This window comes from Krasilnikoviella flava (genome assembly GCF_900167525.1).
Lineage (GTDB): Bacteria > Actinomycetota > Actinomycetes > Actinomycetales > Cellulomonadaceae > Isoptericola > Isoptericola flavus.
In genome coordinates this window covers 167,605-180,802 of record NZ_FUZQ01000003.1, presented here as the reverse complement: position 1 = coordinate 180,802, position 13,198 = coordinate 167,605, and the positions used below count along the sequence as shown (strand labels likewise).

At 72.3% G+C, this 13,198-nt stretch carries 11 protein-coding genes; 3 read left to right on the top strand and 8 right to left on the bottom strand.

Annotated features, from left to right (window positions below; all coding sequences use genetic code 11):
- Window positions 1–121: 121 nt before the first annotated feature.
- From B5Y66_RS08815 to B5Y66_RS08795, 5 genes are all read right to left on the bottom strand, one after another.
- Complete coding sequence (locus tag B5Y66_RS08815) at window positions 122–1,846, bottom strand: ABC transporter family substrate-binding protein (RefSeq protein ID WP_079573591.1); 1,725 nt, start codon at window positions 1,844–1,846, stop codon at window positions 122–124.
- Window positions 1,847–1,913: 67 nt separating this feature from the next.
- Window positions 1,914–3,968 (bottom strand): ABC transporter ATP-binding protein, encoded by a 2,055-nt coding sequence (locus tag B5Y66_RS08810; RefSeq protein ID WP_079573589.1) that lies wholly within the window; start codon window positions 3,966–3,968, stop codon window positions 1,914–1,916.
- Window positions 3,965–4,882 (bottom strand): ABC transporter permease, encoded by a 918-nt coding sequence (locus B5Y66_RS08805; RefSeq protein ID WP_245807014.1) that lies wholly within the window; start codon window positions 4,880–4,882, stop codon window positions 3,965–3,967. The genes B5Y66_RS08810 and B5Y66_RS08805 overlap by 4 nt, the downstream gene beginning before the upstream one ends.
- 19 nt (window positions 4,883–4,901) lie before the next feature.
- Window positions 4,902–5,885: an ABC transporter permease gene (locus B5Y66_RS08800; RefSeq protein ID WP_079573585.1), complete on the bottom strand. Its 984-nt coding sequence runs from the start codon at window positions 5,883–5,885 to the stop codon at window positions 4,902–4,904.
- A gap of 199 nt (window positions 5,886–6,084) precedes the next feature.
- The gene (locus B5Y66_RS08795; RefSeq protein WP_245807013.1) at window positions 6,085–7,107 is read right to left on the bottom strand and encodes a DMT family transporter; all 1,023 of its coding nucleotides are present in this window, start codon (window positions 7,105–7,107) and stop codon (window positions 6,085–6,087) included.
- Window positions 7,108–7,158: 51 nt separating this feature from the next.
- Between B5Y66_RS08795 and B5Y66_RS08790 the strand changes: the two genes are divergently transcribed.
- The gene (locus B5Y66_RS08790) at window positions 7,159–8,451 is read left to right on the top strand and encodes a YibE/F family protein (RefSeq protein ID WP_079573581.1); all 1,293 of its coding nucleotides are present in this window, start codon (window positions 7,159–7,161) and stop codon (window positions 8,449–8,451) included.
- A gap of 3 nt (window positions 8,452–8,454) precedes the next feature.
- On the opposite strand, the gene B5Y66_RS08785 is transcribed toward B5Y66_RS08790, so the two are convergent.
- Window positions 8,455–9,318, bottom strand: coding sequence for an MBL fold metallo-hydrolase (locus B5Y66_RS08785; RefSeq protein WP_079573579.1), 864 nt, complete (start codon window positions 9,316–9,318; stop codon window positions 8,455–8,457).
- A gap of 62 nt (window positions 9,319–9,380) precedes the next feature.
- Between B5Y66_RS08785 and B5Y66_RS22695 the strand changes: the two genes are divergently transcribed.
- Together B5Y66_RS22695 and B5Y66_RS22690 are read left to right on the top strand one after the other, a co-directional pair.
- Window positions 9,381–10,763, top strand: a complete 1,383-nt coding sequence (locus B5Y66_RS22695; protein WP_079573577.1) for a sensor histidine kinase — start codon at window positions 9,381–9,383, stop codon at window positions 10,761–10,763.
- A gap of 83 nt (window positions 10,764–10,846) precedes the next feature.
- Window positions 10,847–11,452, top strand: coding sequence for a response regulator (locus B5Y66_RS22690; RefSeq protein ID WP_245807053.1), 606 nt, complete (start codon window positions 10,847–10,849; stop codon window positions 11,450–11,452).
- 39 nt (window positions 11,453–11,491) lie between these two features.
- On the opposite strand, the gene B5Y66_RS08770 is transcribed toward B5Y66_RS22690, so the two are convergent.
- Together B5Y66_RS08770 and B5Y66_RS08765 are read right to left on the bottom strand one after the other, a co-directional pair.
- Entirely contained in the window at window positions 11,492–12,472 is a 981-nt protein-coding gene (locus B5Y66_RS08770) for a hypothetical protein (RefSeq protein ID WP_079573575.1), read from the bottom strand.
- A 118-nt stretch (window positions 12,473–12,590) separates the two neighbouring features.
- Window positions 12,591–13,025 carry a nitroreductase/quinone reductase family protein gene (locus tag B5Y66_RS08765; protein WP_079573573.1) on the bottom strand — a complete coding sequence of 145 codons (435 nt, stop codon included), beginning with the start codon at window positions 13,023–13,025 and terminating at the stop codon, window positions 12,591–12,593.
- Between the last annotated feature and the right edge of the window lie 173 nt (window positions 13,026–13,198).

Sequence of the window (13,198 nt, the reverse complement as noted above, 5' to 3'; positions counted from 1 at the left end):
ACCTCCGCGGTGGGCCGGCCGTCGTCGTGCGGTGCAGGAAAAGGCCTTCGGGGCCGGTGGTCGAGACCACCGGCCCCGAAGGCCTTCGTCAGGCGCGAGCGAAGCGCTCAGCCGATGCGGATCACTCCGCGGCGGCGGCCTTCTCCCAGCCCACGTTCTCCACCGGCTGCAGGCCGAAGAGGTCGAGACCGGTGTAGGTCTCGGGCGTGAGGTTGGCGAGGCCCTCCTTGGCCATGGCGATCCACGGGCCGTTGTACAGCGGCAGGACGCCCCACGTCTCGGCGATGATCTCCGCCTCGAGCTTCATGCCGGCCGCGTTCTGCTCCTCGGCCGTGGGCAGCGACGACACCTCGTCGGCGATCTTCTTGTCGATCTCCTTGGTGCTCGTCGCGGACAGGTTCAGCCCGCTGTCCGAGCAGTAGATCTGGCACATGTACGCCACGCCGTACGGGTCGCTCGACGAGAAGCCCATCGTGATGAGGTCCCAGTCCTTGGTGGTGACGACCGTGGAGAAGTCGCTCTCCGGGCGCTTGTCGATCTCGAGGGCGAAGCCGACCTGGGCGAGCTGCTGCTGCAGCACCTTGGCGCGGGCCTCGACGATCGGGTCGTCGCCGAAGATCGGCATGCGACCCTCGAGCTTCTGACCGTCCTTCTCGCGCACGTCGCCGTTCAGCGCCCAGCCGGCCTCGTCGAGGGCGGCGTTGGCGGCCTCGACGTCGTACTTGTAACCGGCCTCGGCCAGCGCGTCGACGTAGCCCTCCTGGAACGGGTACAGGTTCAGCGACCCGACCTCAGGCTCCGTGTAGTTGAGGCCGTTCCACATGACCTCCTTGATCTGCTCGCGGTTGACCGCCTTGAAGATCGCCTCGCGGACCTTGAGGTCCGAGAGCTGCGGGCGCTCCGCGTTGAGCTGGATCAGGTTGGTCGCCGCGCGCTGCGCGCGGTAGGTCTCGGCACCCTCGACGTCGGCGAGCTGCTCGAGGTTGTCGGCGGAGAGGTTCTCGACCAGGTCCACCTCACCGTTCTGGAACGCGTTCACCGCGGCGACGGAGTCGAGCACGCGGTACGTGACCTTGTCGAGCAGCGGCTTGTCGCCCCACCACTTCTCGTTCGGGACGAACGTGATGACGCCACCGTTGAGGTCGAACTCGTCGATCTTGTACGGCCCCGCGCCCCACTCCGGGTGCGCCTTCTCGACGTAGCCCTCGTTGAAGACCTTCGGCGAGTCGACGTTCGGGTTGAGGATGTGCCAGAACAGGCCGTCGGTCCACGGGTACTCCGACTTGAACGTGACGACGGCCTGGCGCTCGTCCTCACCCTGCTTCACCGACTCGATCTGCGAGTAGCCGTCGGTGGTGTTCGGCACGTAGCCGTCGTCGACGGACCGGTTGGCGATCCAGGTCTGCTCGTACGACTTCCACGTGATCGGGCTGCCGTCGTTCCAGACCGCCTCGGGGTTGATCGTGAACGTGACGACCGTCTTGCCGTCCACGACCTCGGAGGTCCAGTCGGTGAGGTAGGCGGGGTTGGCCTCGGCCTCGCCCTCCGGCGTCATGAGGATCGTCTGCGGGTTGTACCACTCCCAGATCCGGGCCGTGTCGACCGATCCGTCGGAGTGGTTGACGTTCATCTGCGGCGTGATCTCCCCGATCGGGAAGGTCACCTCGCCGCCCTGCTCGAGGTTCTCCCGGGGCTGCGGGTTGTAGTCCGCACCCTCGACGGTCTGCGCCTCGGCGGTGGGCTCGTCGCTACCGCCGTCGTTGCCGCCGCCGCCGCAGGCGGTGAGGGCCAGGGCGAGCACGCCGGCCACGGCGACGCTGCCGACCAGTCTCTTCTGCAGCCTCATAGGGGCTCCTTTCGCGCCTCGGGGGCGCTGACTCGATGGTGGGGTGAGTGATGGATGGGGAACGTGGTCAGCGGTGGTGGCAGGCGTTCACGTGCACGCCCGTCCGGCCGCTGAGAGCGGGGACCTTCGTGTCGCAGACGGCGCGCTCGGCGTCGTCGAGCGTCTGGTACAGCGGGCAGCGCGAGACGAAGGCGCACCCCTGGATGCTGTCGGTCGGGCTCGGCAGGTCTCCGGTGAGCACGATGTGCTCGCGGGTCCGCTCTGCGACCGGGTCCGGTACCGGGATCGCGGACAGCAGGGCCTGCGTGTACGGGTGCTGCGGGTCGTCGAACACCGCGTCGACCTCACCGTGCTCGACGAAGCTGCCGAGGTACATCACGGCCACGCGGTCGGCGATGTGCCGCACGACCGACAGGTCGTGCGCGACGAAGAGGTACGACAGGCCGAGGCGGACCTTGAGCTCGTCGAGCAGGTTGATCACGCCCGCCTGGACCGACACGTCGAGCGCGGACACGGGCTCGTCCAGCACGACCAGCTTCGGGTTGGTCGCCAGGGCGCGGGCGATGCCGATGCGCTGGCGCTGGCCGCCCGAGAACGCGGCGGGGAACCTGTCGCTGTGCGAGGGGTCGAGCCCGACCAGGCCCATGAGCTCGTCGACCCGCGGCCCGACCTGCGCGGAGGGCGTACCCACCGTGCGCAGCGGCTCGGCGATGACGTCGAAGACCGTCATGCGCGGGTCGAGCGAGCCGACCGGGTCCTGGAAGACGATCTGGACGTCGCGGCGGAGCTGCCGTTCGGCGCGGCCACCCTTGACGTCGGCGACGCTGGTGCCGACGATCCGGATGTCGCCGTCGTCCTGCGTGGCGAAGTCCATGATCTGCAGCAGCGTCGTGGTCTTGCCCGACCCGGACTCGCCGACGATCGCCATCGTCTCGCCCTCGCGGACGTCGAAGCTGACGCCCTTGACGGCGTGCACCTCGCCGACCTTCTTCTTGCGGAAGGAGCCCTTGAGGAGCGGGAACGACTTCGAGAGGTTCTCCACCTCGAGCGTCGGGTTGCGCAGGTCCCTCGGCACGGACTCGAGCGTCGAGGTGGGGATCTCGGGGAGCGGGTAGACCGGGCCGCCGTCGATGCGACCCGCACGGATCTCCTCGGCGCGGATGCACGCGGCGCGGTGCCGGTCGTCCCCGCCGACGGCGACGAGCTCGGGCTCGGCGGTGCGGCAGGCGTCGGTCACGATCGGGCAGCGTGCCGCGAACGGGCACGCGTCGGGCAGGTCGACCAGCAGCGGCGGGGTGCCCTTGATCGGCACCAGGGGCTGCTTCTCGGACGTGTCCACGCGGGGGATCGCGCCGAGCAGGCCGATCGAGTACGGCATGCGCGTGTCGGCGAACAGCGTGTCGACGGGTGCCTGCTCGATCGGGCGGCCGGCGTACATGACGACGACGTCGTCGGCGATGTTCGCGACGACGCCCATGTCGTGGGTGATCATCATGACCGCGGCCCCGGTCTCACGCTGGGCGGTCTTGATCAGGTCGAGGATCTGCGCCTGGATCGTGACGTCGAGGGCGGTCGTCGGCTCGTCCGCGATGATCAGCCGGGGGTTGTTCGCCATCGCGATGGCGATGACCACGCGCTGGCGCATGCCGCCGGAGAACTCGTGCGGGAAGGACTTGACGCGATCCTCGGGCCGGGGGATCCCGACCAGCTTGAGCAGCTCCACGGCGCGGCTCCAGGCCGCGCGGCGCGACATCCGCGGGTTGTGGACGGTGAGCGCCTCGACGATCTGGTCACCGACGGTGAAGACCGGCGTCAGCGACGTCAGGGGGTCCTGGAAGATCATCGCGATGCCGTTGCCGCGGATCTTGGACATCTGCACGTCGCTCTTGCCCAGCAGCTCCTCGCCCTCGAAGCGCACGGAGCCGCCGACGCGGGCGTTCTCGTCGAGCAGGCCCATCACGGCGAGCGACGTGACGGACTTGCCCGAGCCGGACTCGCCCACGATGCCGAGGGTGCGACCCGCCGCGACGTCGAACGAGACACCGCGCACGGCGTCCACCCGACCCGCCTCGGACGGGAAGCTGACGGTGAGGTCGCGGACGGAGAGAACGGGGGTGGTCATGCGCGGCCTCCCGCAGCGGAGGTGGGATCGAGGGCGTCCCGCAGGCCGTCGGCGATGAGCGCCATCGAGACCGTCAGCAGCGTCAGGGCGGCGGCGGGGAAGTAGAACATCCACGGCGAGCTCGAGATGCTCGAGGCCCCGATGCCGATGAGGGACCCGAGCGAGACGTCGGGCAGCTTCACGCCGAAGCCGAGGAAGGAGAGGCCCGTCTCGGCCATGACGGCGCCGACGACGCCGAGCGTGAAGTTGATGACAAGCAGCGACCCGATGTTGGGGATGAGGTGGCGGAAGACGATCCGCAGCCCGGGCACCCCCATGTAGCGCGCTGCGTGCACGAACTCCCGCTCGCGCAGCGAGAGGGACAGCGTCCAGATGGTGCGGGCCTGGAAGAACCAGCTGACGAGGATGAGGACGAGGGCGATGACCTTCCAGTCGCCGCCGGAGCTGTTGGACATCATCGCGAGCAGCAGGAACGTGGGCGCCACCATGAGGAAGTGGATGACGAACAGCGCGACCCGCTCGATGCGGCCGCCGAAGTAGGCGGCCGCCGTGCCGATGACGGCGGACAGGATCGTCGTGCCGGTGGCCACGACGACGGCGATGAGCAGGGAGCGCTGCAGGCCCACCACGACCATCGCGTAGAGGTCGTTGCCGGCGTTGTTGGTGCCGAACCAGTGCTCGGGGCTCGGCGGGTCGGACAACGCCAGGAAGTCCAGCTCGACGTGGTCGTACTTCGCGAAGAGCGGGCCGAACAGGGCGAACAGGACGAGGAGCACGAAGATCACGACGCCGCCGACCGCGGGGCGGTTGCGCGTGAAACGGCGCCCGTACAGCCGCCACTTGGAGAGACGCTTGCGCTGGCCGGGCTCGACGACCGGCGGCGCGGTCTCCGCCTCGGCGAGGGGGTCGACCATGGAGGGATCGGTTGCCATGTCAGCTCACCCGCACTCGGGGGTCGAGGACGACGACCGCGATGTCCGCGAGGATCGCGCCGATCGCGGTCATCACCGCGCCGAACGCCGCCACCGCGACCACGCCGTTGATGTCGTTCTTGGAGATCGTCTCGATGAAGTACTGACCCATGCCCTTCCAGGCGAAGATCGACTCGGTCAGCACGGCACCGGTGAAGATGCCGGGGATCGAGAAGGCGACCTGGGTCGTGACGGGGATCAGTGACGTGCGCAGCGCGTGCTTGCGGATCGCCTGCTGCTTGGTCAGGCCCTTGGCCCGCGCCATGCGCACGTAGTCGGACTTGATGTTGTCGAGCAGCAGCGAGCGCTGCAGGAAGTGGTACTGCGCGTAGCCGACGATGACCAGCGCGAGCGTCGGCAACGTGAGGTGCTGGATGGTGTCGACCAGCGTGGGGAAGAACCCGCTCACGCCGGGACTCGACGCTCCGGTGACGTAGAAGACGGTGGTTCCGACCGCGCCGTTGAACGCGATCGCGAGGAGCACGAGCCCCAGCGCCGCGACGACGATCGGGATGTTCATCGTGATGATGGACGTGCCCTGCGCGACCCGGTCACCGACCCGGTACTGTCGCGACGCGCTGTAGACGCCCAGCGCGATCCCGATCAGCGTGAGCAGGATCGTCGCACCGAGCATCAGCTCGGCCGAGATCCACATCCGGTAGGCCACCTGGTCGTTGACCGACTGCCCGGTGGGGCTCACGCCCCAGTCCCAGCGGAAGAGGACCCCGCTGAACCAGTTCCACCACCGGACGAGGAGCGGAGTCCCGTCGTCGAGGTTGCGCGGCTCGAGCAGGTTGACGATCTGCTGTTCGCTCAACGGTGGGCGCCGGCCCACGTAGTTGCTGCGGGGATCGAGGTACGCCCAGGCGAGGAAGTACGTCAGGTTCGTGACGGCCACCACCATGAGCAACCAGCCTGTGGTGCGGCGCAGCAGATATCGGGTCAAGTTCGTCGGGGCTCTCTGGGCGAAGGTCGGTGCGGCGAGGCTATCCGTGCCCCGAGGGTGCTCCAGACCACATCCCCCCGGGCGGAAGAATCGTTACCGATTCGTGCTCGGGGCGAACATTCCTTGCAACGCAGCGGTTTCGGCGCCGCAACCTTCCGGTCGCGGCGTCCGATGCGCCGGACCACGACGTCTCCGCAGGTCAGGCGTGGCGGCGCAGCGCGCCCTCGACGAGGGGGACGGCGACGGCGACCAGGGTGAGCGCGGCGCCGACGTAGGTCGCGGCGCCGGGCGGGCCGACGGCGGGGGAAACGACGTCGAGCACCAGCGCGCCGACCACCTGGCCGGCGATCATGCCGAGCCCGAGCAGCAGCACGCCGATGCGCTGCACGACCGCCGCCTGCAGGGCGATGAAGACGATGCCGAGCAGGCCGCCGGAGTAGAGCAGCAGGTCGGCGGGAAGTCGGGTGGGCAGCGCGCCGGTGGGCGGGCCGTCGACGGCGATGGACACCCCGAAGACGACGAGCAGCGCCGCCGTTCCGACGAGGAAGCTGACGAACGTCGCGGCCAGCACGCCGCCGTCGCGCCCGCCGGCCGTGCTGTCGGCGGGGCGCACGGCCGCGCGCACCCGCCCGTTGAGCGCCTGCTGGAACGACTGGAGCACGCCCGCCACGAGGGGGAACAGCGCCAGGCCGAGTGCGGCCGTGGTCGCGCCCGCGCCGGAGACCACGACCACGGCGACCAGGGTGAGCACCGGTCCCAGCGCGCGGCCCACGGTGACCAGGCGCACGCCGCCGGGCGCGAGCCCCATCCGGTCGATGACGAGCGAGCTCACCGACTGCCCGGCGACGAGCGCGATGGTGAACACCGCCACGCCCAGCGCGTCGACCGTCAGGCCCTGCGACATCACGTAGAACGCCCCGCCGAGACCGCCCAGGCACTCCCACCAGCGCAGGCCGCCCGCGCCGCCGCCGCGGCGCAGGCCGGCCGCGACCTGCGCGAGCGCGGACCGCCCGGTGCGGGAGAAGGGGAGCACGAGCGTGAGCAGCACGAGCCCGGACCCGAACGACAGGGCGGCCGTGCCGAACGCGGTGCCCGTCTCGGTGGCGAGCGTGCCGTTGACGCGGCTCTGCAGCGCGGCGGCGAACCCTGCGACGATCGCGAGCGCCACCCCGAGCGCCCGCCCGGACCCAGATCCGGCGGGGGGATCCGGCGTCTGGTTCACCCCGGGAGTGTACGTCCGGGAAACTGCCGGCCCGCGTGTGAGGATCCGCGCATGACGCCTGCCCCGAGGTCCGACGTCAGCCCTGCCCCGGCGCACGCCGACGACCCGGGCGACGGCCGTCACGACGGCCGTCCACACGGTCATTCCCACGGACACTCGCACGGACACGCGCACGGCGGCGCCGTCGCGCCCGCCCCGCGTCGCACGCGGGTGGTCATCGCCTGCCTCGTGCTGCCCGCGATCGTCGCGACCGCGCTCGGGCTGTGGATGCTCTGGCCGAAGGCGGGCGAGGTGCCCGACCGCATCCCCGTCGTGGTCGACGGGAGCGCCTTCGTCGAGGTGACGGTGGCGGGGCCGCCCGGCGAGGACGAGTCCGGCGAGATGACGGTGCCGATCGAGCTGCCCGGCGGCGGCGCGTCGCGGATGCAGGTCGACCCGCGGTTCGAGTTCGAGACGGGCGACGGCCTGGTGGCGCTGCTCATCGCCGACCTCCAGGGGGAGGTGGCGGCCCCCTACGTCTTCATGGAGCACCAGCGGGAGCTGCCCCTCGCCCTGCTCGCCGGCGCGTACGTGCTGGTCGTCCTCCTGGTGGCGCGATGGCGGGGGCTGGCGGCGTTGGCCGGGCTCGGGCTCGCCTTCGCCGTCTTCCTCGGCTTCACCTTCCCGGCCCTGCTGGCGGGCAAGGACGCCATGGCCGTGGCTCTCGTGACGTCCTCGGCGGTGATGCTGGTGGTCCTCTACCTGGCGCACGGCCTGACGACGCGGACGTCGGTGGCGCTGCTGGGCACGCTGGCAGGGCTCGCGCTCACGGCCGCGATCGGCACGTGGGCCACGGGCGCCTCGAACATCACGGGTGCGACGTCGGAGACCGCGCAGACGCTGCCGTCGATGGCGCCGGGCGTGGACCTGCAGGGCATCGCGCTGTGCGGGCTCGTGCTCGCCGGGATGGGCGTGCTCAACGACGTCACCATCACCCAGGCGTCGGCCGTGTGGGAGCTCCGGGCGCTGGCGCCCCTCGCCCCGCGGCGCGCCCTGTTCGCGCGGGCCATGCGGATCGGTCGCGACCACATCGCGTCCACCGTGTACACGATCGCGTTCGCCTACGTGGGGGCCGCCCTGCCGCTGCTGCTCACCGTGTGGCTCCTGGACCAGTCCCCGACGACGGCGCTCACCTCGGGGGAGATCGCGGAGGAGATCGTGCGGACGCTCGTGGGCTCCATCGGGCTGGTCCTCGCCATCCCGATCACGACGGCGATCGCGGCGGTCGTCGTCCCGGGCGCCGCACCGGCGCCGACCACGGGCGCGGGCACCGCGCCGGGCCCGGAGCGCGCCGCGTCCCGCTGAGCCTCAGGTCAGGTGGTCGAAGTCGCCGCGCGCCCAGGCGGCGTGCCGCTCGGCGGAACGCAGCACGACCTCCCTGGCGTCGGCCGGGATCACGCCGTCGAAGTTGTTGTAGAGCCGGTCGAAGGGCCGGCGGGCCACGTGCTCGGCGACGCGCGTGACGACCGCCCCGGACAGCGGGATGCGGTTGGGGTAGCTGCGCATGAAGCTCGCCGTGCGGTCCGGGTTGGCGAAGATCGTGTCGCCGGAGAGCAGCACCCCGCGCCCGTCGGCGCCGGTCCAGTGCACCACCGTCGAGCCGGGGAAGTGCCCGCCCGGCTGGCTGAGCACCACGCCGGGCAGCACCTCGCGCTCACCGTCCGCGCCGGGCGACCACGTCTCGATCACGGCGTCGGGGCGCGCGACCCAGCCGGCGTCCGCCTCGCTGACCAGCACGGGCACGTCGCGGCCGGTGGCCTCCGCCAGCAGCCGGCTCCACTCCACCTGCACGCCGAACATGTGCGGGTGGCTGGCCGCGACCACCACGTCCCCGCCGCCGGCGGCGGACACGACGGCCGCGACCCCGGCGTCGTCGACGAAACCGAGCGGGTCCCACAGCAGCGCGCCCGCGGGGGTGCGCACCACCTTCGCCTGCTGCCCGATGCCGACCTGCGGGGCGGCGTGCAGGGCCAGCAGGTCGGGCTCGAGCTCGGCGACCTCGACGGCGAGGCCCTCCGCGGTCAGCTCGGCCAGGGTGGTCCACTCCTGACCCGTGGCGGGCACCCACTGGCGCTCGTCGGCGCAGATCGCGCAGACGTCCGGTCGGTCGGCGTGCTCGACGGCGCAGGTGCGGCAGATCCAGAACGTGTCCGCCGGTGTGGGGATGCTCATGGGCCCACCCTTCCACCTCACGGCGGAGGCGCCCACCCGGTGGTGCTCCCTAGGCTGGCCGGATGCCGCAGCAACCCGCCGGGTGGACCGCCCGCCTCGCCGACTGGTGGGGGATCGACTCCGGGTGGGAGCGCGTGCCCGCCGACCCGGCCCGCGCCTACCGCAACGACCTGTGGTTGGGCGCCGCGTTCGTCGTCGTCTCCCTGGTGGGCGCCGAGCTCGCCCGCAGCATCGGGTACTTCGAGGACGAGCCGGCCCCGACCTGGCTGCTCTACCTGCTCTCGGCCGCGGGCGCCGCACCTCTCATGTGGCGCCGGCGGTTCCCCCTGGTCGTGCTCTCCGTGGTGTACCTGCACTTCCTCGTGGTGGGGCTGACCGTCCCGATGGTGACGATCCTCGTGCCTCTGCAGGTGGTCTACTTCGTCGCGCTGTTCAGCGCGGTCGCGTGGGCGCGCGACCGGCAGGCGATGGTGCTCGTCGTGGGCGCCGCGCTGCTGGCGATGTTCGGCTGGCTGGCCTGGCAGTTCGCCGTCGGCGCGGGCATCGACGGCATCGTCGAGCAGATGGGGCTGGCCGACGAGCGGCCCGGGCTGGTCGACCCGGGCGTGGCGTTCACCGCGTACAACCTGCTGATCAACCTCGCCTACTTCTACGGGGCCGTCGTGGGAGGCCAGCTCATGTGGCACGGCGCGCGCCGGCGGGAGCAGCTCGAGGCGCAGGCCGCGACCATCGAGCGGCAGACCGCGGAGCTGCAGCGCCAGGCCGTGGTCACCGAGCGGCTGCGCATCGCCCGCGAGCTGCACGACGTCGTCGCCCACCACGTGTCCGTCATCGGCATCCAGGCCGCCGCCGCCCGGCGGATGCTCGCCGGCGACCCGGCCACCGCGGCCGCGCCGCTGGCCACCATCGAGGGCGAGTCGCGCGAGGCCGTGGCGCAGATGCGCGGCCTGCTCGGCACCCTGCGCGGGGTCGAGGACGCCGCCGGCAGCGCCCCGGGCGGGCGCGCGCCGGAGCCCGGGCTGGCCGACGTCCCGGCGCTCGCGGACGACGCCGGGCTGGACGTCGAGGTGCGGGTGGTCGCGGAGGACGGCGCCTTGGACGCCGTGCCCGCGCCGCTCGGCCTCAGCCTCTACCGCACCGCGCAGGAGGCCCTGAGCAACGTCCGCAAGCACTCCACCGCCCGGTCCGCGCGCGTCGTCGTGCGCGTGGACCGTCGGCCCGTCCGCCGCGGCGACCCCGCGGCGGAACGCTTCCCGCACGGCTTCGCCGAGGTCGAGGTGCTCGACGACGGCCGCCCGCGGCCCGGCTCCTCCGGCACCGGCCTGGGCCTGGTGGGCGTGCGCGAGCGCGTCGCGACCCACGGCGGGATCGCCGACGTCGGGCCGCGCGCCACCGGCGGCTACCGTGTGCGGGTGCGCCTGCCCCTGCCCGAAGAACGCCCGTGACCGGCCCCGACGCACCCCCGGGCGGCGCCCCCGTGCGCGTGCTGCTCGTCGACGACCAGCGGCTGGTGCGCTCCGGGTTCGCGATGATCCTGTCCGTCGAGCCCGACGTCGAGGTGGTGGGCGAGGCCGCCGACGGCGCGCAGGCGCTGGAGCAGGTGCGGTCGCTGCGGCCCGACGTCGTCCTCATGGACGTCCAGATGCCGGTGATGGACGGCATCGAGGCCACCCGGCGCATCGTCGCCGAGGACCTTGCGCGGGTGCTCGTGCTCACGACGTTCGACGACGACGCGTACGTGGACGACGCCCTGCGGGCCGGCGCGTCCGGGTTCCTGCTGAAGAACTCCGACGCCGACCGGCTGGTGGACGCCGTGCGCACCGTCGCCCAGGGGCACGCGCTGCTCGCGCCGGAGGTCACGCGTCGGGTGATCGAGCGGATGGTCTCCGGGGAGCGGCCGGTGGCCGACGTCCGGCCGGCCGGGGCGACGTCGGACCGGCGGCTGGGTCAGCTGACCCCGAGGGAGCGCGAGGTGCTGGTGCTCGTGGGCCAGGGCCTGTCGAACGCCGAGATCGCCGGAGAGCTGTTCCTCGGCGAGGCGACCGTCAAGACGCACGTCTCCAACGTGCTGTCCAAGCTGCACCTGCGCGACCGCGTCCAGGCGGTCGTCTTCTACCACCGCAGCCTGACGTAGCGGTGGGTCGTCGTCCGATGCTGGCACGACGACCCACCGCTACGTCGACAGGACGAACGGCCGGTCCGCGGGCCAGGGGTGCGGGGACCAGCCCGCGGCGGCCAGGACTCGGCGCACCTCGTCGACGACCACACCTCGGGCGACGTCCCGTCCGGTGAACCGCAGCAGGACGGCTCCGTGGCTCGTCAGCCCGTTCTGCCGACGCCGATCGCCGAAAAGGGCCTTCGGCGTCGTGTGGGCGTCGCGTCCGTCGAGCTCCAGGAGAAGGACCCGGCCGCCCGGCAGGAGCCACGCCAGGTCCACACGGGCCAAGAACCGGCCCCGCGCGTCCCGCACCACGAGCTGCAGGGCGTCGGGTGGGTAGCTCGCGTCCGTGCAGGCGAGCCGTGCCGCCGTCTCGATCGGAGACTCCGCCCGCGGGTCCGACTCGTCCCACCAGGGCGACGCCCGCGCCGCCCCTCGTCGACCGCGCGCGGCCTCGCGGGCCCGGCGGAACTCGTCCTCCGTGACGACTCGCCGGTGTCGGGCGGAGTCCATCAGCGCGACGGCGTGACCTCGGTCGAGCTCGGGGACCGCCTGTGCCAGCGCAAGCTCTGCCGGGACGCAGGGGAGGCCTCCGACGACCACCCATCGCCGCAGCCGCTCGCGACGCACCCGCCCTGGCCCGCCGGACCGCGGGGAGCCATCGGGGAACGTCACCTCCGGTGCGATGTGTGCGGGCGCGCCTTGCACGCCCTGCCACACGAGGGCGCACAGCCCGGTGGCGACCGAGCCGGGACGGGCGAGGACGCCGACGAGTGCCGACCGTCGTCGGGGGACGTCGAAGGGGTCGGTCGTGCCGCCGGCCGCGCCGGTGTCGAACACCCCGCGAGCCACGCGGCCCCAGTCCTGGCGTCCCACCAGCGCGGCGGCGTTCTGTTTCGTGAGCCCGTGCTCATGGCACTGTTCGGACGACACCAGCCCCTCCTGCGCGGCGGCGATCTGCCGGAGCGACGCGGGGACGACGAGGCGACGATGCACCCCGGAAGCAGACCAGAGATGGGGGCGGTGGCCTGGTCGTGATCCACAGCCCTGACCTTCGACGTAGCGATCAGTCCTCGTCCTCCGTCCGGACGAGGACCGATCGCTACGTCGAGGGTCAGGCGCGGGGGATCAGCCGGATGACCGGCAGCTCGCGGTCCGTCCGGGCCTGGTAGGTGGCGAAACCGGGGGAGATGGTCGTGACCGTCCGCCAGGCGGCCGCGCGCTCGACGCCGTGCAGCTCCTCGGCGACGACGGGCAACGTCTGCCCGCCCGTCGTGACCGTCGCGCGGTCGGGGTGGGCCGCGAGGTTGAGATACCAGGCGGGGTTCGCCCGTGCGCCGGCGGCGGACGCGACGACGATCCAGCTGCCGTTCCCGCCGGGGAAGCCGCCGACGGGGGTGGACCGCTCCTGCCCGGTCTTCCGGCCGATCGTCGTCAGGGAGAGGAGGCCGCCGGTGGCCCGGCCTGCGCGTCGCGCCGCCCGCCGGTTCCGGCCGGCGAGGAAGCGGCCACGGGGCTGGCGGGTGCCCCGCGGGTGCGTGAACGTCATGGTGCTCTCCGTCGTCGGGGCGCCAGGTGCTCGCCGGTGGATCGTGCGTCCCGCCGAACGTAGCCAGGGGCGAGCGGCCTCCGGTACCGACCGTCGGCCCCGGTGCCGCGACGAAAGTCGGGGGTCGGAGGGCGGATCCTGGACGGCCCTTGCGCTGGAGTGCACTCAAGCTC

Bases quoted from the DNA above. Each gene is read 5' to 3' on its own strand.
- B5Y66_RS08815 (WP_079573591.1), bottom strand. From the start codon at position 1,846: ATGAGGCTGCAGAAGAGACTGGTCGGCAGCGTCGCCGTGGCCGGCGTG.
- B5Y66_RS08810 (WP_079573589.1), bottom strand. From the start codon at position 3,968: ATGACCACCCCCGTTCTCTCCGTCCGCGACCTCACCGTCAGCTTCCCG.
- B5Y66_RS08805 (WP_245807014.1), bottom strand. From the start codon at position 4,882: ATGGTCGACCCCCTCGCCGAGGCGGAGACCGCGCCGCCGGTCGTCGAG.
- B5Y66_RS08790 (WP_079573581.1), top strand. From the start codon at position 7,159: ATGACGCCTGCCCCGAGGTCCGACGTCAGCCCTGCCCCGGCGCACGCC.
- B5Y66_RS08785 (WP_079573579.1), bottom strand. From the start codon at position 9,318: ATGAGCATCCCCACACCGGCGGACACGTTCTGGATCTGCCGCACCTGC.
- B5Y66_RS22695 (WP_079573577.1), top strand. From the start codon at position 9,381: ATGCCGCAGCAACCCGCCGGGTGGACCGCCCGCCTCGCCGACTGGTGG.
- B5Y66_RS22690 (WP_245807053.1), top strand. From the start codon at position 10,847: ATGATCCTGTCCGTCGAGCCCGACGTCGAGGTGGTGGGCGAGGCCGCC.
- B5Y66_RS08765 (WP_079573573.1), bottom strand. From the start codon at position 13,025: ATGACGTTCACGCACCCGCGGGGCACCCGCCAGCCCCGTGGCCGCTTC.